This is a genomic window from Paraglaciecola sp. G1-13 (assembly GCF_055809255.1).
Map to the genome: position 1 here is coordinate 4,001,543 of NZ_CM147903.1, position 24,218 is coordinate 4,025,760.

Consider the following 24,218-nt stretch of genomic DNA (forward strand, 5'->3'; position numbering starts at 1 on the left):
AATAGCACCACAGCGAAGACAAAACGATATCCAGTCTGCTCATGGTTAACGTCCCTATTTCAGGGTAATCAAAGTGGATTTAATCCCTCGACTAAAAACTGCAAAGAAGTCCGACCGCGAAATTCGTTAATATCTAATTTGTAGGCCAACTCCACGTGTTTGCATTGCTCGTTAGGCCATATTTGGGTATCAACGTTAAATGCGATTGCATCGATTAATTTTCCCGACGGCATACGCAGCATCATTTTTAAATGCTTTTGGCCGACAATGCGCTGTTCAACCAATTCAAATTCGCCATCAAAAAGTGGCTCAGGGAATCCTTGTCCCCAAGGACCGGCGTCTTTCAGTAATTGGCTGAATTCTAAAGTCAACGAGCTGGCGGGTATTTCACCGTCTGAAATAAGCTCGCCAGCCAGCGGTTTACCTGCCAAATGCTCTTCAGCCAGTTGGGTAAATCGCAACTTAAATTCGTCTAATTTACGCGCTTCGATGCTCAAACCCGCTGCCATAGCGTGGCCACCAAATTTGATGATAACACCAGGGTAGCGAGTGCTGAGCTCTTCTAATAGGTCACGAATATGCACCCCTGGAATGGAGCGCGCTGACCCCTTAAGTATTTCATCATCTTGATGAGCAAAAGCAATGGTGGGCCTAAAGTACTTTTCTTTAATACGCCCAGCCAAAATACCAATCACGCCTTGATGAAAGTCAGCTTGGTACAATACCAAGCCGAGGGGCATGTCTTGCTCTGATAATTGTAAATTTTCGAGGGTCGTTACCGCTTCTTGCTGCATAGATTGTTCAATTTCACGACGTTCACGGTTTAAACTGTCTAGCTCAACGGCAATCTGTTTGGCTTTGTAATCTGAATCCGTCAATAAACATTCAATCCCCATGGACATATCGTCTAATCGTCCAGCGGCGTTTAGCCTAGGTCCGATAACAAATCCCAAATCAGAGGCTACCATTTTACGTTTATCTCGCCCTGCGACATCTACCAAGGCTTGAATACCCGGGCGGCACTTGTCACTACGAATACGCAATAGCCCCTGATGCACTAAAATGCGGTTGTTTTCATCCAAAGGCACCACATCGGCTACAGTACCTAACGCGACTATATCCAATAAGTCTGCTAGATTTGGCACTGCAAGATTGTTCTGTGCGAACCAATCAATTTGGCGCAAATGCGCTCTCAGCGCGAGCATCAAATAAAATGCAACGCCTACCCCAGCCAAGTTCTTTGACATAAATGAGCAGTTTGGTTGATTCGGGTTAACAATGGCATCTGCAACAGGTAGTGATTCTGCAGCTAAGTGATGATCCGTTATCAACACGGTTATACCTAGTTCCTTGGCGCGTTCGACCCCAGCAAAGCACGCAATGCCGTTATCCACTGTCATGATCACCTGAGCACCTTGCTCGTGTGCCACATCAACAATTTGCGGACTCAGTCCGTAGCCAAAGTTAAAGCGATTTGGCACTAGATAGTCATGATTTTTACTGCCCATCATGCCCAGCGCCAGCATGCTCAGCGCCGTACTCGTTGCCCCATCGGCGTCGAAATCCCCAACAATGATTATCCGCCTACCCTTGGCTAATGCATCAGCCAATATACTCACGGCTGTATCAACGCCTGACATGTCTTTGTAATGCAATAGCGCTTTGGCGCTTCGCTCAAGTTGTTGCTCAGAAGTAATGCCGCGAGAGGCGTATATTTGTTTTAAGGTAGGGTTGATGGAGTCAGGTAGATGCTCATCGGAAACAGGGGAACGGCGGCGTATTTGCACAAACTTACTCTAAGTTGATAACAATAAATAGGGGTAAACGGTAAAGCAGAAAGCAGGAGCATTTACTCCTGCTTAACATACTATGAGGCGTCTTGAATAGCTTGCAATAATTGCATCGGTGGTTGGTAGCCAGGCACCACGCTGCCATCAGGTAAAATAATATTAGGCGTACCATTTACACCTACACTCTGACCAAAATTATACTGCTCAGCGACTTGATTTGAACAACTTGCTTTAGCGACGTTTTCGCCGCCTTTCGCTTCATTTAACGCTTTTTGCGGATTAGCTGAACACCAAACTGACACCATATCTTGATAAGGCTTGCTGTTTAAGCCAGCGCGAGGAAAGGCTAGATAACGAACGGTAATGCCTAAATCATTGTATTCATCCATTTGATTATGCAACTTACGGCAATATCCACAGGTAATATCAGTAAACACATTCACCACGTACTTTTCTTTCTCTGCTTTGTATTCAATCACAGAATTTTTGAAGTGCTCCACCCCATCAACACGCATTTTAGTCAATGTTGTTTCTGTCTCGTTGCGCATGCCTTCATCTAGATTAAATATACGGGCTTGAAGGAAATATTTGCCATCATCACTGGTGTAAAACAAGCCTTTATCAGTTTGTACTTGTAATAAGCCTGGAACCGGCGCATCGCCAATAGACGTGACTTGCATGCCTAATGACATTTGAATTTTTTGCTTAACACTATCAAGGTTTTGACTGCTACCTGATGCAGCACTAACACTCAGGCTGACCGATAAAAAGGCAAAAGCAGCCACAAATAACGCACGATATTTCATATAAATTCCAACTTGAACAGATAAAGATAAGACCCTAGTAGGGAAAAATAATTTCATTTTTATGGACAAACATAGTAACTGCTAATGCCCTTGATACCAAGAGCACGACACAATTACTCACACTATTAACGGCTATGTAGGAGCACTATCCTCTAGGGTGATGTGCTGCAACCAATTCCTGTAAACGAGCAGTGGCCACGTGGGTGTAAATTTGCGTGGTGGATAAATCACTGTGACCTAATAACATTTGCACGACACGTAAATCAGCACCGTGATTCAACAGATGGGTAGCAAAAGCATGGCGTAAGGTATGTGGCGATAAATCACTGGTGATGTTGGCTTGCGTGGCGTGAAATTTAATACGATGCCAGAACGTCTGTCGCGTCATGATCGTGCCGCGATTGCTGGGAAACAACACGTCGCTTTCATTTCGCAGCAGTGCTCCTCTCGCCTCTTTCATGTAAGTAGTGAGCCAATCCAATGCTTCTTCCCCTAGCGGTACCAGGCGTTCCTTATTACCTTTGCCAGTTACTCTGACCACTCCTTGTGAAATACTCAATTGCCCGATGCGTAATGTGACTAACTCAGTGACCCGCAGGCCCGTAGCGTACAGAACCTCAAGCATGGCTTTGTCGCGCAATTGAATAGGGTCATCGGTTTGTGGTGCATTGAGTAAATCATCCACTTGCTGTTCTGAAAGCGTTTTAGGCAGGGGTTTACTGAGCTTAGGGTTTTGCATACGACTGACGGGATCATCTTCACGTAACCCGTGTGCCAACATATAGCCTGAAAAACGCCGTAAACTACTTAAACAACGAGCGCTACTGCGCTCAGACAAACCATTGTCAAAACGCTCGGCCATGTACTGATTAATATCCTCAGTTTGAATATCAAGCAAATTAACGACAGAGGATTGCGCCTTTAAGAAGTCGCTGAATTTAGTCAGGTCACTGCGATAGGCATCTAAGGTGTTTTCACTCAACCCTTTTTCTAACCAAATCGTATCTAAGAATTGTTCAATTATCTCATGGTTATCAAGCTTACTGGTCAATGTGTGTTTCCTGCCCACATTGCCAGCAGACCTCAAAATTTCCACCATTGGTTTCGCCACAACCAGAACATACCCATTCGACGGCAGTGTGGTTCTCCATTTGTTCGATAAGAATCTCTGCTCGCGCCTGCCAGCTACCATCGTTTAGCCACACTTCTGGCTGACAATCTAACGGAGATAACTCTCCCATGGCACCGCTGGCGAATTCGTTTTTGATAAAGCAAGGGATCTTATGCTCATCAAGAAGCTGTTTGACTTGCCACACCATGAAGCGGTCGTTATTTGTGTAAATTCTCATCATGTCTCAAAACTACGTGAGTAATAGTAATAGCAATTCCAATGAATAATTGCTCAGTGGTTAATTATTGGCTGGGGTGGCTATAAATTGGCTTAATCCATATCGATAGATACATTTGACAACGAACCTAATGCGTCACCTTGATCAGAATCAAGTTTAATCATCAGGCGCAGGTCATTTGGTGAATCGGCATGGTGTATTGCTTGTTCCAAGCTGATTTTTTGTTCTTGGTACAAGGTATAAAGTGCCATATCAAAACTTTGCATGCCCATTTCTTTACCTTTACGCATGGCCTCTTTTAAGCCGCCAATTTCGTTTCGCTGAATCAAGTCAGTCACCAGAGGGGAATTTAGCAATATTTCAATGGCGGCCACGCGTCCTTTGCCATCGACCGTTGGTACCAATTGCTGTGCTATGACCGCACGCATATTCAAGCTCAAATCAAAACGCAGTTTTTCATGCTGCTCTGGTGGTGCCAAATGCATAATACGCTCAATGGCTTGATTGGCGTTATTAGCATGTAGCGTAGCCACACATAAATGCCCGGTATCGGCAAATGACATTGCATATTCCATGGTTTCCATGGAGCGGATTTCACCGATCAAGATAACATCTGGGGCTTGGCGCAAAGAGCTTTTTAATGCGTCATCAAAAGATTGGGTATCAATACCCACTTCTCTTTGGGTCACAACACAGTTTTGATGTTCGTGAACAAATTCAATTGGGTCTTCAATGGTGAGAATATGCCCTCGGGAATGATGATTGCGATGGCCAATTAAGGCCGCCAAGGACGTAGACTTACCGGTACCAGTGGCACCAACAAACAACACCAAACCGCGTTTACTCATAATAATATCTTTGAGCACAGGAGGCAGGCCTAAATCATCTGCTTTAGGAATGTCGGTCACTATTCGCCTAATAACCATGCCCGGCATATCACGTTGCCAAAATGCGCTACACCGAAAACGCCCGATCCCCTCTCTGGCAATCGCAAAATTGCACTCTTTGGTTTGCACAAATTGCTCTTTTTGCGCATCGGTCATAGCATCTTGCACTAACCCCCAAGCACCGTCTTCATCCAATTTACTGCCGCCTATTGGCGTGAGTTGACCATTAATTTTCGCGCTGATTGGCATGCCTACCGTGATAAACAAATCAGACGCATCTAAATCAGTCATTTCTTGCAAGTAAGGAGTTAAGTCCATAGTTGTCTCTGGTAAGTGCGTTGTTGCATGCGTTAAAAATTCATGCCCGGCTTTTTATCAATTGATAATGAAGCGGCATCCTCATTGGTAATCAAACCTTGAGCGACCATTTTTTGTAAGCACTGATCCATAGTTTGCATGCCATAAGCTTGGCTGGTTTGCATAACAGAGTACATTTGCGGCACTTTATCTTCACGAATAAGGTTACGTATAGCGGGTATACCAAGCATGATTTCATGGGCGGCAACACGTCCACCGCCTACTTTTTTCAATAAGGTTTGTGAAATAACCGCCCGTAATGATTCTGACAACATAGAGCGCACCATGGACTTCTCTTCTGCGGGGAATACGTCAATCAGTCTGTCGATGGTTTTTGGTGCTGAGTTGGTATGCAACGTACCAAACACTAAATGACCTGTTTCAGCAGCTGATATTGCTAGCCGTATAGTCTCAAGGTCGCGCAGCTCGCCAACAAGGATCACATCTGGATCTTCACGCAAAGCCGAGCGCAGCGCATTACTGAAACTGTGTGTATCGCGATGCACTTCACGTTGATTCATCACGCACAGCTTATTTTCATGCACGAACTCGATAGGATCCTCAATGGTCAGGATATGCTCCCGCTTGTGCCGGTTTATATGATCAACCATGGCCGCAAGCGTAGTACTTTTACCCGAGCCAGTCGCTCCAGTGACCAATACAATGCCAGTAGGCTGATTAATAATGTCCTTGAATATATGCGGTGCACCTAAATCATCTAGGCTTAAAATTTTGCTTGGAATGGTTCTCAGTACAGCAGCTGCACCTCGATTTTGCACGAACGCATTAACTCGAAAACGCGATAAGTCTTTCACTTCAAATGAGAAATCGGTCTCTAAATTTTCTTCATACTCTTTGCGTTGGTTATCGTTCATGATTTCGTATATCAGGGCATGAACTTGCTTGTGATCTAAGGCGGGAACATTTAGCCGACGCATCTCTCCATCAACGCGAATAATTGGCGGTAGGCCTGCTGACAGGTGTAAATCTGATGCGTTATTTTTGACACTAAAGGCTAAAAGTTCGGTAATATCCAAAACCTATTCTCCGTTAACAAGTTGCAATATGGGAACAATAGCAGAACGACTTAAAATCGCACTGAAAACAATCACTCAGAGTGTTTGTAATGCTAATCGTCCAGCAAATTCAGTCAAATTACTAGCCGTAACCAAAACCAAACCCGTATCAGATATCGTGCAAGCGTATGAAGCGGGACACCGTTTATTTGGTGAAAATTATGTACAAGAAGGTGTCGACAAGATTCAGCAGCTCAGGGAATTAAGCGATATTGAATGGCATTTTATCGGCCCTTTGCAATCAAACAAGACTCGCCCTGTGGCTGAAAACTTCGATTGGGTGCACAGCATCGACCGCTTGAAAATCGCCCAGCGATTAAACGATCAGCGCAGTGCTCATAAAAAACTAAACGTGTGTATTCAAGTTAATGTTGATAATGAGAGTAGTAAGGCGGGTGTGGCAGTGGATGAAGTCAGTGCGTTGGCTGAGCAAATCAGTGTCATGCCTAATTTAGCGTTACGCGGGCTGATGACGATCCCAAAGGCACAACAAAATGATGGTATGCAGCGTAAAAGTCTGTTGGTGATGAACGAGCTATTCTTACAACTACAGACAAAATATCCGCAAATTGATACCCTAAGCATGGGAATGTCAAACGATATGCAACTTGCTATCGAATGCGGTTCAACCATGGTAAGGATCGGCAGCGCTATTTTCGGTTCCCGTCAGTAAAATCGAGCCTCAATACAATTACTTTCGTTAATAGCAAGATCCATAGGATTTGTTAATAGAGTATGCATATAGAATTTAGTAAATTTAAAAAAAGGTGTCGATTTTCATTCTTCGAAAACCACAACATAGGATAATTATGCAACATAGACATATCGCCTTTATCGGCGCAGGAAACATGAGCAGAAGCATCATCAGTGGCATGTGTAACAGTGGCTACCCAGCTGATAAAATTATTGCTAGCAATCCATCTATGCCTAAATTAACCGCCCTAGAAAGTGATTTTTCTATCCAAATAACGCAGCAGAATGAGCAAGCGGTTCAAGATGCAGATGTGATTGTACTTGCCGTGAAACCTCAACTGATGGAACAGATGTGTTCAACCTTAAAAGACAACGTCTCGTTAAACGGCAAACTGTTTATCTCTATCGCTGCGGGCATTGAAACCTCACGCTTAAGTGAAATGCTTGGCGGTCAGTCAAATATTGTTCGCACTATGCCAAATACCCCAAGCTCTCTAGGTAAAGGCATGACTGGTTTGTTTGCTCCGACCCAGGTTAGTCAAGAAGACAAAGATTACGCTGGCGACTTAATGGCGCAAGTGGGTGAAGTTGCTTGGGTTGAAAAAGAATCAATGATCAATGGAGTCATTGCAGCAGCAGGCAGCAGCCCTGCGTATTTCTATGCCTTTTTAGAGGCCATGCAAAAAGAAGCACAAAGCCAAGGATTTGATCATCAAACCGCACGATTACTTGTTCAACAGGCTATGTTGGGGGCTGCAGAAATGGTTTGTCACAATCCTCAACTTGAAATCAGTGAATTGCGCGCCCAAGTTACTTCAAAAGGTGGCACTACTGCCAAAGCCGTTGAGCATTTTCAAAACAACGGTATAGACACTTTAGTGTCTGGTGCAATGCAGGCAGCAGTCACTCGAGCCGAAGAAATGGCCAAATTATTTTAATTAGTCTTTAGGAAGATACATATCTATGAGCGCGATGCAGTTTTTAGTTAATACCCTGTTTGAATTGTATTTAATGGTAGTGCTGCTGCGCTTTTGGTTGCAATTGGCTAGAGCGGATTTTTACAATCCTTTTAGTCAGTTTGTGGTGAAAGCCACACACCCAATTGTCGGCCCCCTGCGCAGAGTTTTACCATCAATAGGTAGAATGGATACCGCAACATTAGTGCTAGCACTGCTGGTGGCGGGCCTTAAAATAGTCGTTCTTAATTTAATAGCAGGGAACACCAATATCAATCCTTTGGGCTTGGTGATTGGCTCTTTCTATTTAGTGGTCAAAGAAGCGCTGTCGTTAATGATGTGGGTATTGATTATTCGCGCCATCATGAGCTGGGTAAGCCAAGGTTACAACCCCATGGATATGGTACTTGGTCAGCTGACTGAGCCTTTGCTGGCCCCCATAAGACGACGTCTTCCTAATTTAGGTGGTTTAGACTTGTCAGTGATGGTGGTGATTTTGGTGATTATCTTTTTGCAAAAGCTACTAGGTGATGTCTTTGGCTATTTCTAAACGTGCGTTTTTAGCTGGCAGCGTGATGCTGCTGGCAAACTTGTTTTTCTCAGGAGCGGCGCTTTCTGAGCAAAAAGAGACACTGGGCAATTGGGACGTACATTATATTGCTTTTAACAGTACCTTCATTACGCCCGATATCGCTAAGCATTACGGCATTGTTCGCAGTAAATATAATGGCGTCATTAATATTTCAGTGCTTGATAAAGCCGACCAGGTGGCACAGTCCGCGGTACTATCGGGAACCGCACGTAATTTACTCGGTGTGAGCAAGAAACTCACGTTCAAAGAAGTGAGTGAAGGCGAAGCTATCTACTACCTTGCTGTGTTACCTTTTAGCGACCAAGAAACGTTTCGTATTTCAGTTCAGATAAATGACGGCTTAGAACAGCAAGTCCTTAACTTTCAACATAAATTTTACGTAGAATAGGAAAAAATTAGACCAAAGTTATCGTCAGATAATATTGCGTCACCGCCCGTTCTCACATACTGTTTAGTCTCCAATTGGAGGCTAACATGCATAAACAGTGTAAAACGGAATCACTCGTGAGCGCTTCATCTGTCGATAAGTCCAAACGAACCACGTTAGAAACGATTGGCAAAGGTGTGCTGCTCGGTACTTCTATCATCAAAGCCCCTTACGTTTTTGCCCGCCAGAAACACACTTTGCGCGTATTAGGCACGCACGTGACATTGCAAGAGCCACTCAGGCAGCGTGCAATGAGTGACCTGGGGATAGATATTCAGTTTGAGGCAAAAGGAAGCCCTGGCGTTTTACAGCGTGGGTTACTTTCTCCTGAAAGTTTTGATATTTATGAACAATGGTCCAATAGTATTCGTCCGCTGTGGCGAAATCGATCGATCCAAGCAATTGAGACCAAGCGCATTACCCATTGGGATGAAATCAATTCGCTATGCAAAACTGGGAAACTCACGCCAAAAGCCAAGTACGGTGCCGGAGATGCCCCCTTTAAAATAGTCAATGTACAAGCAAACGGCTCACTGGGCGTTGAACAGACTGGCCAAGTTAGTTTCTTGCCCTACGTTCATAATGTCGATTCATTTGGCTATAACACCAATGAAATCGAAAAAGGCATAGCCTACAAAACAGAAAGTTGGGGCTGGCTTCTGGATAAAAAACACAGTGGAAAGGTGGGTATTATTAACGACCCCACTATAGGCTTGTTTGATCTAGCGTTAGCGGCTGATGCGAGCGGCACAATGAAGTTTGCCGACATAGGTAATATTACTGCCGATGAATTAGATCGCCTGTTTGATATTTTGATTGATTTGAAACACCAAAACTTTTTTGGCGGCTTTTGGAACTCAGTGCCAGAGTCGATTGATTTCATGGAAGCAGGACGGGTACACATTGAAAGCATGTTCTCCCCTGCGGTATCTACGTTAAATGGAAAAAATATTCCAGTCACATTCGCTGCCCCTAAAGAAGGTTATCGCGGCTGGCATGGAGTAATGTGCTTATCTTCTCATGCCCAAGGGCGCACAAAAGATGTAGCATACGAATATATGAATTGGTGGATGTCGGGCTGGCCAGGCGCGTTTATCGCTCGTCAAGGGTATTATATCTCCAACGCACAGCGCTCAGCTAATTACCTTGAGCAAAGCGAATGGGACTACTGGTATGATGGGAAGCCTGCCAGCCAACCTCTTAAAGGTCCGGATGGAAACACCTCTGTGATGCGAGGAGAGGTGCGCTCAGGTGGCAGTTATACTGACCGTTTTAGTAATGTGGCGGTTTGGAATACGGCTATGCCGACTTACGACTATACCTTACAAAAATGGTATGAATTTATAAGCTCATGAAATGGCTGAGAAAATAACACGTGTTTAGAACCCTGAAAGCCCAGATACTGCTTGTTTCGGTAATATTAATTCTTTTACTGGTATCACAAGTATTTGTTACTCGCAGCAATCATAGCACCTTTGTAAACAGTTTAGATCTAACCCATCAAGCCGTTATAAAAGTAAGCTTGGTGCGAGAGCTTGAGCGAGATGTATTAGACTTACAACGGAATGTATTAATATATAAGGATTCGGCCAGTAAATCTGCTATTGCACGTTTCAATTCATTAATTCAAAGTTCAATTGATAATCTGGCAACACTAGAGTCGCTAACCAGCAAAGAAGAACAAGCTGATATCTATCACGGCTTTATTTCTAGAATGCGTAATCATATAGCCGAATACAAAGATAATTTTTCAAACGTAATTACTGGGCGCAGTAAGCGTGACAAGCTCTTTGAGAAAGATCTGACAGTTGATATCAATGACATATTAGCGTCTTTATCCCAAGGGGATAGTTCTACCTCTCTCAGTTTATCACGCACTAAATACCATATCACTCGGGCGGAAAACGTCACCTATCAATATTTGCTTAACCCAGATTACCAATTGGTAGAAAGTTTCAGAGGTGAGTTAAGTCAAGCGAAGGAGAGCTTACTACAAAGTGCTTTACCGGACGAAATGACATCTGCCTTAATCACAAAGCTAGACAAAGTAGACGGTGAGTTTTTACAACTCACCAATGTCACAAGTGGGTATTTGTTTTTAGTTAACGTGGTTATGGCGGGCTCAGCTAACGAATTTCTATTTATGGCCAGAGAGCTCAATCGCCTTGTGACCTCAAAATTGGGCGACACCAATGAGCAAGTAAAAAGTAACATTGAAAAGAATCAAATAAGCAGTGATTTATTTTCTATTATCGGGATTTTCCTTGCCTGTATCACAGCTTACTTTTTAGCGTCTCGGATCATGATCCCCATCAACACCATTACGGAGGTATTTAAAAAGCTTGCCAAAGGTGAAGACGTTGATGCCATTCCAGGGATCACTAGGCACAACGAAATCGGTCAATTAGCCAACGCAGCAGATGTATTCCACGAGAAAAACAAGCAGACATCCGCCTTACTCGCTCAGGCCCAGCGTCTTAACAGCGAGCAAGAAATGCTAAATGCGGAATTAGTTGAGTCAAAACACAAAGCGGAACAAGCCACGGTATCTAAAAGTATGTTCTTGGCGAATATGAGTCACGAAATACGCACCCCAATGAATGGCATAATCGGTTTGTTAGATGTCGTTATGAAAAGTGATTTAACACCCACCCAGCGCCAGCATTTGAATAAAGTAGTGTACTCAAGCCAGATATTAATGAGCCTGATCAACGATATTTTAGACTTTTCAAAAGTTGAAGCGGGCAAACTAGATATTGAGCAAGTGGAGTTCTCCCTCAATTCTGTGTTTGCTAACTTATTGACGAATATTTCTGCTCGGGCACAAGAGAAAAATCTCAATGTGCGATTTATATGTGATCCCAATATTCCCCCAACGCTAATTGGCGACCCTTTGCGCATCAGCCAAGTGTTACTGAACTTAACCAGTAATGCCGTCAAATTCACTCGTAATGGTTCAATTACCATATTTATAACCCATGATGTTATACCCAACAGTGACAAGGTATTGCTCAAGGCTCGTGTGAAGGATACAGGCATTGGCATGTCTAAAGAGCAGCTAGGAAAAGTCTTTGAGTCATTTACCCAAGCCGATGGCACCACCAGCCGTGATTTTGGTGGTACAGGTTTGGGCTTAACGATAGTGAAGCAGCTGGTGCATCTTATGGGGGGCAATGTCACCGCACAATCAGAGCTCAATGTTGGCAGTACATTTGAGGTCACATTCACTGTAATCGTCCAATCTGATGAGCAGAATATTTTTCATATTGCGCCTCAGCCTCAGCGCAAAATGTATTATTTCAGTAAGACGCCCAAAGGCTTGATTGAACAGCAGTATTTCAACAATGTCGAAATGGATTATCATCACTTCCCGCATATGCAGCTTGAGAAGATGTTGCCTGAAATAACAGAGAATGACATTGTTATCATAGACGTGGCGGACTTAGCTGAACACAAAGCCATAGGTCCGTCGATACAGAAACTGAAAGATGATGGTAGAAATGTTGGCTTTATTACTGATACTCAACCGAGTAATTTGCCACAGAAGCTGATTAATATTTGGAGCTTCCCTTGTTTAACCCACCCTTTTACACCTGGTCACTTGGTCTCGTTTATTCATTCACTGCTGAATGAAGAGCAGTTCGTATCTGATATCCCTAGCCCGCAGTTCAATGAGCAAGTGGAGTACGACGGTCATATTTTGCTGGTAGAAGACAATAGCATTAACCAGGTTGTGACCGGAGAAATGCTGCGCGTGCTTGGCATCACGTTCGATATTGCTGAAAATGGCCAGCAAGCGGTCACAAAAGTGATTAATTCCGCGCATTATGACGTGGTGTTAATGGACATACAAATGCCAGTCATGGACGGCTATCAGGCCACCATTGAAATACGTCAACAAGGTCTTCTTGACCTGGTCATATGTGGATTATCCGCGAACGCAATGAAAGAAGATTTTGTACAAGCCAAAGAAGTGGGCATGAACGAGTATCTGACCAAGCCGTTAAAGTTAGTCGCCTTAGAAGACATGCTCAGTAAGTATCTACCTGCTAAAATAATGGTAAAAGCACAAACAGAAAACGAATAGGAAACGAAAATAAGGTGCGAAATAGAGCCTGCTTATGCCACCCAAAGCAGGCCAACAGATGATTACTCCTCTAAGTGCTTCTCTCTATATTCCCTAGGTGTTTTGCCATAATGTTTTTTAAACACTGCATACATGTACTGCAATGAAGGGTAACCGCATAATGTGGCGATTTCCGTTGTAGAAGCACTGCCTTTTACTAACATATCACAGGCTTTTTCGAGTTTTTCATTGTGAATTTCTGTGTGGATACTATGGCCTCTTTCGTCCTTGAAACGCTGCTCAAGGTTCGAGCGCGACACACCAACGTAATCCAGTACTTGTTCGACTTTTATGCCTCTGGCGGCATTTTGTCTTATGAAGTGCATAGCTTGAATCACGTAGGGGTCTTTTAGCGCTTTGAAGTCGGTGGATTGACGCTCAGAAACGCCTGCAGGTGGCACCAATACCCGTTTGTTCTTCAAGTTGCTGTTTTCTAATCGTCTATGCAGTAATTTGGCGGCTTGAAACCCCATTTCAAAGCACCCTTGGGTCACCGAACTCAGGCTAATGCGACTTAAATAACGTGCAATGTCGTCATCATCAATGCCTACAATAGATATGTTGTCTGGCACTAACTTGCCTATCTGTTCACAAGCTTGGAGTAAATGCCTCGCTCTAGCATCGGTCACACTGATTATTCCCACCGGATTTGGCAAGCCTTGGATCCAGTCAGATAAGCGATTCATAGTGTATTGCCACGTTTCTGGTCGCGTGGGGTGTCCTCGATAAATTGAGCATTCGTAACCATCTGCTTGGCACAATTTAACGATCGCCTGTTCACGCTCTACCGCCCAGCGGTGATCGTTATCACTGGGCAAGCCATAAAACGCAAAACGCTCTAAGCCTTTCTTTTTTAAGTGTTCGTATGCGGCTTGCACTACAGCGAAATTATCAGTGGCCACATAAGGCACATCAGGGTAATCCTCTTCTTTAGAATAAGAGCCCCCGACCCCAACGACTGGAATTTTGCTGTTCACGAGCATTCTCTGAATTGAGGGGTCGTCAAAATCAGCAATAATACCGTCCCCGCCCCAGTCTTCGACGTGCTCTAAGCGGATTAGAAAGTCCTCTTCTAAGTACACATCCCAATCCACTTTCGAAGATTGCAAGTAGTGGCCAATCCCTTCAATTACTTGACGGTCATACACTTTGTTAGCGTTAAATAGCAAACTAATACTGTGCTTCGCTTGAAACATAAATCACCTAATCTCTCTCAATGTCCGGTCGTATAGTGCATTAGCCTGTATCACGTAACTACTACCTTACTCGTTAAGAGTATTACGAAATTTCGTTATTAAATTTCGTTATTACCTGCATTGCAGTTTAATTTAATCGTTCTGCTAGTATCTGGCAAACTCATTATTAGGCAGGTACTCCCATGTTTTTAGGTGTTGATTTAGGCACATCTGGTATCAAGTTGGTGTTAACCGACAACAGCGGTGCAATAGTAGATAGCGCGTCCTGCGCATTTGAAGTATCAAGGCCCAAGCCCTTGTGGTCAGAGCAAAACCCACAAGACTGGTGGGACGGATTCTGCGCTGCTATGGACAAACTTCACGCGCAGCACGACCTGTCTGATGTACTAGCAATTGGTTTTGCAGGTCAAATGCACGGCGCAACCCTACTTGATGAACACCAACAGGTGCTTCGTCCTGCGATACTTTGGAATGATGGACGCTGCGAAGCCCAGTGCGCAGAAATTGAACAGCGGGTTCCCAATGCACAGAAGATTACGGGCAACATTATTATGCCTGGCTTTACTGCACCCAAGATATTATGGGTAAAACAGCATGAGCCAGAACTGTTCGCAAAAATCGATAAAGTGCTACTGCCTAAAGATTATTTACGCTTGCTACTCAGTGGTGATTTTGCCTCGGATATGTCAGATGCGGCAGGCACCATGTGGTTAGATGTAGATAAACGATGCTGGCATGCTGACATACTTAACGTATGTGGTTTAAACGAATCTCATATGCCAGCTCTGTTTGAAGGCAATGCCATTACCGGCACCTTGTCTGATGACGTGGCTAAACGCTGGAACATGAAAAGCGTACCGCTGGTTGCTGGTGCTGGCGATAATGCCGCAGGCGCCATTGGTGTCGGCATTGTCAAACCAGGCCAGGCGATGCTGTCACTTGGTACTTCTGGTGTGTATTTTGCCGTAAGTGAAGGCTTTCGCAGTAATCCTGAGTCAGCGGTACACAGCTTTTGTCACGCCCTGCCCCAGACCTGGCATTTGATGTCCGTTATGCTAAGTGCTGCCAGTTGTTTGCAGTGGTACGCCGAGCAAGTCGTTAAAAAAGAAGTATCTGTGCTGCTAGCAGAACTGGAGCAAACCACCAAAAATCAAACCACTAACACGCAAGACAGCACCCAAAACGGGCCGTTGTTTTTACCTTACTTAAGTGGTGAGCGTACTCCTCATAATAACCCCAACGCAACTGGAGCCTTTTTCGGATTGACCCACTCGAGCTCACAAGCGGCTTTGACCCACAGTGTATTAGAGGGTGTAACGTTTGGCCTCGCCGATGGTGTAGATGCATTGCATGCGTCAGGGGTACAGGTGGATGAAATTACCTTGATTGGTGGTGGCGCCAAAAGCGCCTATTGGCGACAACTTATTGCTGATGTTTTGCAGCGCCCAGTAACCTATCGCCAAGGCGGCGATGTGGGCCCAGGTTTAGGTGCCGCTCGCTTAGCGCAATTGGCTATGCAACCAGAGAAACCAATCGAACAGATTTGCCCGCAACCCACGCTTGATTCTGTGTATCAACCTAACCTTGAAAAGGCACAGTCTTATGCCCAACGCCGAGCTAAGTTCTCGGCTTTGTACAAGGCAACCCAAGAATTTTTTTAGCCCATTGAGTAACGGAAAAATCGCGCTCAATGACATTTTAAAAACCAACAAAACACAAAAGTTAATCTAAAAAACGTAATTGTGGCGCACTCCATCAGTTGTGATGATGAGGTGTATCAATGAGACGTCAACAGCATTAATCAGGAGAGCCTCATGGCTGAATATTTTAAAGATATCCCTAAAGTAAAATTTGAAGGTACCAGTTCAGATAACCCATTAGCATTTCGCCATTACAACCCAGAAGAGCTGGTGCTAGGCAAGAGCATGAAAGAACATTTACGCCTAGCGGCGTGTTACTGGCACAACTTCTGTTGGGACGGCGCTGATGTATTTGGCGCAGGTACGTTTAATCGCCCTTGGCTGCAAGCAGGTGATGCCATGCAGCGCGCAAAAGAAAAAGCTGACGTCGCATTTGAGTTTTTCTCAAAGCTGAATATTCCTTATTACTGCTTCCACGATGTTGATGTTTCCCCTGAGGGCAACTCAATTAAAGAATACATTAACAACTTTGCTCAGATGACTGACGTACTAGAAGCCAAACAAGAAGAAACGGGTCTTAAGTTGTTGTGGGGCACCGCAAACTTGTTCAGTAACCCACGTTATGCTAGCGGTGCTGCATCTAGCCCGAACCCTGAAGTATTCACTTATGGCGCGACTCAAGTAATGCACGCTATGAATGCGACTAAGCGATTAGGCGGTGAAAACTACGTGCTTTGGGGTGGTCGTGAAGGTTACGAAACCTTGCTAAATACCGATTTACGCCAAGAGCGTGAGCAACTCGGTCGTTTCATGAACATGGTTGTTGAGCATAAGCATAAAATTGGCTTTAAAGGATTATTGCTAATCGAACCTAAGCCTCAAGAGCCGACTAAGCACCAATACGATTACGACACCGCAACTGTTTATGGCTTCTTGAAGCAATACGGTTTAGAAAACGAATTTAAAGTGAACATTGAAGCTAACCACGCCACCTTGGCCGGCCACTCGTTCCAGCATGAAGTCGCTACGGCTATATCACTTGGCTTATTTGGTAGCATCGATGCCAACCGAGGTGACCCTCAACTAGGTTGGGATACCGACCAATTTCCGAATAGCGTTGAAGAATTGTCATTGGTTATTTATGAAATTCTTAAAGCGGGTGGTTTTACATCTGGTGGCTTTAACTTTGATACTAAGTTGCGTCGTCAAAGCTCAGATCCACAAGATATGTTCATCGCCCACATCGGCGGCATGGATCACTTAGCAATGGGCTTGAAAAAAGCCGCGCTGATGATTGAAAATGACTTCCTTGGTCAAGCTGTCAGCAATCGCTACGCAGGTTGGAACGGCGAGCTAGGTAAAGGTATTCAAGGAGGCGATTTCAACCTTGAGTCACTCGCTAACCTCTGCGTAGATAAGAACCTACAACCTAAGCACGTCAGTGGCCAGCAAGAGTTATTAGAGAACAAGGTTAATAACGTTTTATACGGCTAAAAAACCTAATGACGGGTAGCTGAATCAAGGACGTGGCCACTCCCACGCCTTTGACTCGCCCCTGAGCAGTGTCCTGTTTATACGCTCCCCCTACTAGCCTAACCCCCGTTAGGCTATTTTTTTGCCTGCTATCAATTCGATTGCGTATTAGCACACGAAAGTGAGCTGCTCGACCGATGCGCTATTCATTTAAGTCGCTAGTACAAAGCACTCACTTAACTAGAGTTCCTTAGATACAGAGTGTTACTGCCTAGAGTCAACGAAGAATTCCAGAGCGAATAGAGAAGCCTATGCATGTTCATCTGTACCCACCTATCCCGCTTCAATTATGCAGATAATTATTGTTATTGGTCAGGGCATAGCTGATGGCAAAAGCGCAGTGTTGAAAGTGTTGTGCTGCGCGATACAGCGGGTGTATTGGATAAAGCGGGGGTATTGGATAAAGCGGTGGGTGAAATAACCCCAGACACATAGTTCGTATAAAAGAAAGCCGCTGTAGGCAGCGGCTTTCTTAAGCGTAAATCAGTACGGGTTAGCCTTGCATTTCTTCCAGCTCTTTGCCTCGCGTTTCCTGTACTAGCTTGAACACAAAGACAATGGATATCAAAGCGCCGAGTGCGTATATGCTGTACGCACCTGCTAGCCCGATAGAAGCCAAAAATATAGGGAAGGTGAAGGTCACTATAAAGTTAGCGCCCCACTGAGCAAAGCCTGCCACGGCCAAACCGGAACCACGGATTTGATTAGGGAACATTTCCCCTAACATCACCCACATGACAGGGCCCCAAGACAGGTTAAAGAAAAACACATAAGCATTTGCGGCAATAAGTGCAATTACGCCTTGATCTCCCAAACTCAAGTTGCCATTAGCATCAAGGCCGGAGTTAGCAAAAATGTACACCATGGTGCCAAGAGCAAATGTCATGCCCACAGAACCAATCAACAAGAAGGGTTTGCGCCCGACTTTATCAATCAGGAACATAGTCACAAATACGGCTGCAATGCTCACTGCACCACTTATCACGTTGATCATTAACGCATCGGACTCTGAGAACCCAGCTGCCTGCCATAAAACAGCGCCGTAATAGAACACCACGTTAATACCGACTAACTGCTGAAATACAGCCAGACCTATACCGACCCACATAATAGGGCGTATTTTACCGCTCACCTTGTCAATCAAGTCAGTCAGCTTCGGCTTAGATCCTTGCGTTTCACGAGATGCTTCAATTTCTTGCAATTTGGTTTGCCCTTGAGCATCGCCGTACAAGGCATTTAACACCCGCTTGGCTTTTTCAGTGTTTTTACTCATTACCAAATAACGCGGGCTTTCTGGAATAAACATTAACGCCACAAGAAAAAGCGTTGCGGGAATTAGCTCGATCCAGAACATCCAGCGCCATGCTTGATAGCCCATCCAAAACTCGGCAGTGGATGAGCCAGCAATATTCGCGAGAAAGTAATTACTCACAAAAGCAGAAAATAGACCGAAGATGATGGCCACTTGTTGCACTGATGACAACGTGCCACGAAAACGCGCCGGCGCAATTTCACTGATATAGGCAGGTGCCATGACTGACGCTGCACCTACGGCTAAACCACCCAGAATACGATAAACCACAAATTCCATCGATGACGTTGAAACACCCGAGCCCCAAGCGCTGATAATAAAGAATATGGCTGCTGTAATGAGCAAAGGGCGACGTCCAAATCTATCCGCTAAGCGCCCGGCACTAAATGCGCCAACAGCGCAACCTAGCAGCATGCTTGATACATTGAAGCCAGTACCTGCATTATCGGAATTAAATGCACCTTGCAATCCATCAACCGTACCATTTATGACGCCGCTGTCGAAGCCAAATAGGAACCCCCCTATCGTTGCAACGCAACTGACAAGAATGATCATCAGTGTATTTTCGTTATTTTGAGACAAAACCTATTCCTCTTTCATATCTCTGGTGGATAACGCCTGATTAAAGCTTTATTTATTGGTAACTTATAAGCTTGAATTGGGCGTTACTAAGTAAAAAGCCTGAACACAGGTTCAGGCAAAAATATCGTTATTGATAATAAGCTTGGTAAGGGACAATCGTGCCATCCTCGTTATATTTCAGCTCTGCCATCTTCACACTCCGTAAGTGGGTTTGCCCTTTTGATAACGTGCTATCGTGATAGAACAAATACCATTTGCCTTGAAACTCAGCGATAGAATGATGATTCGTCCAACCGATAACGGGGTCAAGTACCACCCCCTTAAAGGTATATGGCCCCATGAGGTTCTCACTCATGGCATAAACAATTTTGTGCGTATCGCCAGTCGAGTAAGACAGATAGTAATTTCCTTGATACTTATGTACCCAAGCGGCTTCAAAGAACCGGCGCTCTAAATCCCCCTGTTTAATGGGCTTGCCGCTTTCATCTAAAATCATGATGTCTTGTGGCTCACCATCCATAGACACCATGTTATCTGCTAGCTTCACGGCCTTGGGCATCAGGGCTGGTGCATCATCTGCAGGGTAGTCATCTTGGGAACTGTATTCACCTTTTGTCCAGCGCTGCAATTGGCCTCCCCAAATGCCACCAAAGAACAAATAGTGCTGTTGGTCATCATCCTCAAATACGGCGGGATCCATGCTAAAGCTACCGGCCATTGGCTCTGCTTCAGGCGTAAACGGGCCAACAGGTGAATCACTTGTAGCCACACCGATACGAAAAATATCTTGTTGGTCTTTTAACGGAAAATAGAGGTAATACTGGCCGTTTTTGCTGGCAGCATCAGGCGCCCACATTTGACGACCCGCCCAAGGCACATCATCAACAGATAGCGCTACGCCATGTTCAGTCACTTCCCCGCCGACTTCATTCATGGACAGGATATGGTAATCACGCATGGCGAAATGATCACCGTTATCATTTTGTGGGATGCCCGCCTCGTAATCGTGTGACGGGTAGATATACAACTTACCGTCAAACACATGTGCAGAAGGGTCTGCGGTATATATATTGCTGACTAAAGGTAAAGATTTAGAACCATACTCATCCAAGCCTTTGTGCTCTACCTTTGCCGTTTTTTGTTGATGTGTTGCAGGCGCGTTCGAGCTCGCAGTAGTTTGCAACGTATCGCTTGCGGCTTCTTTGTGGCTAGATTGTTCTGAACAACCTGAAAGCATTGCGGCACTTAAAGCCAATAGAGTTAAATAACGTGTGTGCACTGTAATGTCCTACTATAAATTGGTTATAGTCATGTTAACCATATGTGACAAACCCTGTCTAGCACACCCCATTCAAATACCCTTATATGACAAAAATAGTAAAGCCTGAATTAAAAAGCGCAATCTGGCTCTGATCAAAATTCAAAGTTAAATCCGTGCTCACAGAGCTTTTGATACACCACCATATCAAATCGATATAGGCTGGCAGCACGGTGCATCACGCCCTGCTGTTTTTCTTCACAATCAATTAAAAGATTCATCTTCAAAATTTTTCGTCTGAAATTCGGCTTATCGAGTTTTACGTCTAGGATCGCCTCGTACACTTCTTGTAACTGTAATAACGTGAATTTTTCTGGCAATAGGTTGAAGCCAACAGGTTCGTGACGAACTTTGTTTTTAAGGTGAGATAAAACAGCTTTAACGATAGTGCTGTGATCGTAAATCAAGGTCGGTAGATTATGTACATCACACCATTCAACATGCGACGCGGTGCCGCCAGGCATCATCTTATATAAATCAGGGCGCACCAACGCATAATAAGCAATAGTGACAACGCGCTCCGCTGGGTAACGCTGAACCTCACCGAATGCACGAAATTGCTCTAGGTACATGTCGTCCACGCCAGTAATCATTTTCAAAATGCGCTTAGCCGCATTATCGATTGATTCATCGTACGAGACCCATCCACCTAATAATCCCCACTGACCTTGGGCTAATCCTGCGTTATATTTTGCGGTTAACACCATCAATCGGCCGTTTTCAATTCCCAAAACCACATTATCTACTGACAAGGCTTCAATCATATGAGGCTTAGATGAGTCATTGTTTTTTTTATCCAATTGCTTTCCCCCAAGCTCTAACATTTTCCAATAAACACATTGATAGACACATCAAAGTGCATCTTAAACAAAATCATTCTATTAACAATCAGTAAACAAACAGCCCTCTGTTTGTTTTTTAGACAAAAAATGCATTTTTACTAAAATATAATAATTGATTTACAAATTGTCACAATGACCATTATGATTTCATCTCGTTACACTAGTCAATAGCGTGGGATATTCCGGCAACCAAAGAGTGCCAACGTCGTCCCCCATTACTTTCAGTGCCAAATAGGGATTTAATATGAGAATGTGTTCGATCAAAAGCGTGCTTGCTGTGGGCTTGGCCTCCTTAGCATTTAATAGCCTTGCAGCCAGCGGTTACCAAGACGCCAGTTTGCCCACCGAACAAAGGGTAAGTGATTTATTGCGTCAAATGACCCTGCAAGAAAAAGTCGCCCAGCTACAAACCGTGTGGCACGAAGGTCGTGAACTAAAAGGACCAAATGGTGCATTTAGGACCAGCAAGGCCGAAAAAATACTGCCATTGGGCATAGGCCACATTGCTCGTCCCAGTGAAGATCTATCACCCGCGGATACCGTTAAATACACCAATGCGATTCAGAAGTGGTTAATCAATAACACCCGTTTATCCATTCCGGCAATTTTTCATGAAGAAGCGTTACATGGCCATGCCGCCAGTGAGGCCACGAGTTTCCCACAAGCAATTGCTATGGCCAGCACATGGGACCCACAGTTAATTTACGATATATATCAAGCCAGTGCGCAAGAAGTGCGCGCCCGCGGTGGCAACCAAGCCCTGACCCCAATTCTCGATGTTGCTCGCGACCCTCGTTGGGGCCGGATAGAGGAAACCATGGGCGAAGACCCATATTTAATCGGTGAGTTAGGTGTTTCCGCTGTAAAAGGCTTTCAAGGTGATGAGCAAAATATTCCTGAAAATCGTGTTATGGCGACGCTTAAGCACCTTGCCGGACACGGCCAACCGACAGGCGGCTTAAATATCGCCCCCGCGCCAATTGGCGAACGCGCCCTTCGCGAAGTATTTTTATTTCCCTTTGAAGCAGCAGTAACATTAGCCCACGTAGGCAGTGTGATGGCGTCTTACAACGAGATAGATGGCGTTCCCTCTCACGCAAATAAAATGTTGTTAACCGATATTCTGCGCGATGAATGGGGCTTTGATGGCCTACTAGTCAGTGATTACTATGCGATCAATGAGCTTATCACCCGTCACGGATTAGCGGGCACCAAAGAAAATGCCGCTATCATGGCACTGAATGCCGGTGTCGATGTGGAAATGCCAGACCGAGATGCCTTTCCTCTGCTTGAAAAACTGGTGAATGACAAAAAAGTATCCATGCAAAAAATCGATACTGCGGTGGCGCGCATTCTGCGTGAGAAATTCAAATTAGGCTTATTCGAAAACCCTTATACAGATGAAAGCGCAGTCAACGCTATTGTTGGCAGCCAAGCGCACCGTGACTTAGCGCAGACCACAGCTGAAAAAGCCATGGTGCTGTTAAAAAATGATGGGGTACTTCCGTTAGATAAAACCAAAATAAAAAGCGTGGCGGTCATTGGCCCCCATGCTGATGAAACCTTATTAGGAGGCTACAGCGATATTCCACGTCAAACGGTGACCATTCTAGACGGATTGCGTAACAAATTAGGTAAAAACGTCAAGGTCGCGTTTTCTCGTGGTGCCCTTATTACACAAGACATTGAAGACCCATCACCCGCGTCAGTAAAAGCGCAAAGCTACGCTAAAGAGCGCTGGAACAAAGAGAACATGAAGCTTGCCGATTTGAGCAACGCTCAAGCACTTATTGATGATGCAGTTGCCCTGGCCAAGCGCAGCGATGTCGCCGTGGTCGTGGTGGGCTCAAATGAAGGGAGCTCCCGTGAAGCCTGGGCTGAAAATCACTTAGGGGATCGTGATTCATTGCATTTATTGGGTACACAGCACGAACTGGTTGAAGCGATTTTAGCCACGGGCACACCGACTGTGCTGATCCTGTCAAATGGTCGCCCCCTTACATTAGGTAACCTGTATCAAGACGCTCCTGCAATTATTGAAGCTTGGTATTTAGGGCAAGAAACGGGTACCGCAGTAGCAAATGTACTCTTTGGTGACGTAAACCCTAGTGGTAAATTGCCCTTAACCCTGCCGAAAACGATTGGTCAGCTACCTGTGTTTTACAACCACAAACCATCCGCCAAGCGTGGTTATATTTTTGGTGACACCGCTCCTGCATTCGCCTTTGGCCATGGGTTGAGTTACACCACGTTTGACTATGGTGATTTGTCCATTGATGCCGTAAATGCCACAGCGAACGGCACTGTAAGCGCAAGCTTTACACTAACCAACAGCGGCAATGTTGACGGCGAAGAAGTAGCTCAGCTGTATATTCGCGATGTGTTTTCCAGTGTGACTCGCCCTGTGAAAGAGCTAAAAGGCTTCAAGCGAGTAGCACTTAAAGCAGGTGAGAGCAAGAAGGTCACATTCGAATTACCGGTCAATCTATTGGCGTTTTACGATGCACAGATGCGTTTTGTGGTCGAGCCAGGTGAAATAAAGCTGATGATCGGCAGTGCTTCAGATGATGTACGTTTAGAAGACACATTTGAAATTACTGGCGAAATTAGTGAAATACAACAAGCGCAAAAAGCTTATTTGACCAAAGTGAGTGTGCAATAGTCTTTCGCGACAAAGTACACGCCAAAACATGAAAAAACGGCCATGAATGGCCGTTTTTTCTTTTTATATTCGCA

Annotated in this window: 19 protein-coding genes; 9 read left to right on the forward strand and 10 right to left on the reverse strand. The window is 44.7% G+C overall.

Going from position 1 to position 24,218, the window contains the following annotated elements; all coding sequences use genetic code 11:
• Window positions 1-68 precede the first annotated feature (68 nt).
• The 6 genes from recJ to AC0L6N_RS16960 form a co-directional block, all read right to left on the reverse strand.
• Complete coding sequence (gene recJ, locus AC0L6N_RS16935; protein ID WP_473476202.1) at window positions 69-1,787, reverse strand: single-stranded-DNA-specific exonuclease RecJ; 1,719 nt, start codon at window positions 1,785-1,787, stop codon at window positions 69-71.
• Window positions 1,788-1,867: 80 nt separating this feature from the next.
• Entirely contained in the window at window positions 1,868-2,596 is a 729-nt protein-coding gene (gene dsbC / locus AC0L6N_RS16940) for a bifunctional protein-disulfide isomerase/oxidoreductase DsbC (protein ID WP_041714085.1), read from the reverse strand.
• Between the two features lie 145 nt (window positions 2,597-2,741).
• A complete protein-coding gene (gene xerD, locus AC0L6N_RS16945) occupies window positions 2,742-3,647 on the reverse strand; it encodes a site-specific tyrosine recombinase XerD (protein ID WP_473476204.1) in 906 nt (301 codons plus the stop codon).
• The gene (locus AC0L6N_RS16950) at window positions 3,637-3,945 is read right to left on the reverse strand and encodes a putative signal transducing protein (protein ID WP_041714088.1); all 309 of its coding nucleotides are present in this window, start codon (window positions 3,943-3,945) and stop codon (window positions 3,637-3,639) included. The genes xerD and AC0L6N_RS16950 overlap by 11 nt, the downstream gene beginning before the upstream one ends.
• A gap of 92 nt (window positions 3,946-4,037) precedes the next feature.
• Window positions 4,038-5,150, reverse strand: coding sequence for a PilT/PilU family type 4a pilus ATPase (locus tag AC0L6N_RS16955; RefSeq protein WP_473476207.1), 1,113 nt, complete (start codon window positions 5,148-5,150; stop codon window positions 4,038-4,040).
• Window positions 5,151-5,182: 32 nt separating this feature from the next.
• The gene (locus tag AC0L6N_RS16960; protein ID WP_473476210.1) at window positions 5,183-6,226 is read right to left on the reverse strand and encodes a type IV pilus twitching motility protein PilT; all 1,044 of its coding nucleotides are present in this window, start codon (window positions 6,224-6,226) and stop codon (window positions 5,183-5,185) included.
• 28 nt (window positions 6,227-6,254) lie between these two features.
• On the opposite strand from AC0L6N_RS16960, the gene AC0L6N_RS16965 reads away from it, so the two are divergent.
• From AC0L6N_RS16965 to AC0L6N_RS16990, 6 genes are all read left to right on the forward strand, one after another.
• On the forward strand, window positions 6,255-6,938 hold the full coding sequence (locus AC0L6N_RS16965; RefSeq protein ID WP_473476211.1) for a YggS family pyridoxal phosphate-dependent enzyme: 684 nt from the start codon (window positions 6,255-6,257) through the stop codon (window positions 6,936-6,938).
• Between the two features lie 136 nt (window positions 6,939-7,074).
• Window positions 7,075-7,896, forward strand: a complete 822-nt coding sequence (gene proC / locus AC0L6N_RS16970; RefSeq protein WP_011576439.1) for a pyrroline-5-carboxylate reductase — start codon at window positions 7,075-7,077, stop codon at window positions 7,894-7,896.
• 25 nt (window positions 7,897-7,921) lie between these two features.
• Window positions 7,922-8,464 (forward strand): YggT family protein, encoded by a 543-nt coding sequence (locus AC0L6N_RS16975; protein WP_011576440.1) that lies wholly within the window; start codon window positions 7,922-7,924, stop codon window positions 8,462-8,464.
• Window positions 8,445-8,894 carry a DUF4426 domain-containing protein gene (locus tag AC0L6N_RS16980; protein ID WP_473476214.1) on the forward strand — a complete coding sequence of 150 codons (450 nt, stop codon included), beginning with the start codon at window positions 8,445-8,447 and terminating at the stop codon, window positions 8,892-8,894. Before AC0L6N_RS16975 ends, AC0L6N_RS16980 begins: the two co-directional genes overlap by 20 nt.
• An 86-nt stretch (window positions 8,895-8,980) precedes the next feature.
• On the forward strand, window positions 8,981-10,288 hold the full coding sequence (locus tag AC0L6N_RS16985; protein ID WP_011576442.1) for an ABC transporter substrate-binding protein: 1,308 nt from the start codon (window positions 8,981-8,983) through the stop codon (window positions 10,286-10,288).
• A gap of 20 nt (window positions 10,289-10,308) precedes the next feature.
• On the forward strand, window positions 10,309-13,020 hold the full coding sequence (locus AC0L6N_RS16990; RefSeq protein ID WP_473476217.1) for an ATP-binding protein: 2,712 nt from the start codon (window positions 10,309-10,311) through the stop codon (window positions 13,018-13,020).
• A gap of 62 nt (window positions 13,021-13,082) precedes the next feature.
• Here AC0L6N_RS16990 and AC0L6N_RS16995 read toward each other — a convergent pair whose 3' ends face one another.
• Window positions 13,083-14,255 carry a XylR family transcriptional regulator gene (locus AC0L6N_RS16995; RefSeq protein WP_011576444.1) on the reverse strand — a complete coding sequence of 391 codons (1,173 nt, stop codon included), beginning with the start codon at window positions 14,253-14,255 and terminating at the stop codon, window positions 13,083-13,085.
• A 182-nt stretch (window positions 14,256-14,437) separates the two neighbouring features.
• Between AC0L6N_RS16995 and xylB the strand changes: the two genes are divergently transcribed.
• The gene (gene xylB / locus AC0L6N_RS17000) at window positions 14,438-15,916 is read left to right on the forward strand and encodes a xylulokinase (protein ID WP_473476219.1); all 1,479 of its coding nucleotides are present in this window, start codon (window positions 14,438-14,440) and stop codon (window positions 15,914-15,916) included.
• Window positions 15,917-16,069: 153 nt separating this feature from the next.
• Entirely contained in the window at window positions 16,070-17,389 is a 1,320-nt protein-coding gene (xylA, locus tag AC0L6N_RS17005) for a xylose isomerase (protein ID WP_473476221.1), read from the forward strand.
• A 532-nt stretch (window positions 17,390-17,921) separates the two neighbouring features.
• Here the strand turns inward: xylA and AC0L6N_RS17010 are convergent.
• The 3 genes from AC0L6N_RS17010 to AC0L6N_RS17020 form a co-directional block, all read right to left on the reverse strand.
• Window positions 17,922-19,322 (reverse strand): sugar porter family MFS transporter, encoded by a 1,401-nt coding sequence (locus tag AC0L6N_RS17010; RefSeq protein WP_011576447.1) that lies wholly within the window; start codon window positions 19,320-19,322, stop codon window positions 17,922-17,924.
• Between the two features lie 127 nt (window positions 19,323-19,449).
• A complete protein-coding gene (locus AC0L6N_RS17015) occupies window positions 19,450-20,601 on the reverse strand; it encodes a glycoside hydrolase family 43 protein (protein ID WP_473476223.1) in 1,152 nt (383 codons plus the stop codon).
• Between the two features lie 134 nt (window positions 20,602-20,735).
• Window positions 20,736-21,440, reverse strand: a complete 705-nt coding sequence (locus tag AC0L6N_RS17020) for an NUDIX hydrolase (RefSeq protein WP_041714610.1) — start codon at window positions 21,438-21,440, stop codon at window positions 20,736-20,738.
• A 286-nt stretch (window positions 21,441-21,726) separates the two neighbouring features.
• On the opposite strand from AC0L6N_RS17020, the gene AC0L6N_RS17025 reads away from it, so the two are divergent.
• Window positions 21,727-24,144 (forward strand): glycoside hydrolase family 3 N-terminal domain-containing protein, encoded by a 2,418-nt coding sequence (locus AC0L6N_RS17025; protein WP_473476226.1) that lies wholly within the window; start codon window positions 21,727-21,729, stop codon window positions 24,142-24,144.
• The last annotated feature ends 74 nt before the right edge of the window (window positions 24,145-24,218 follow it).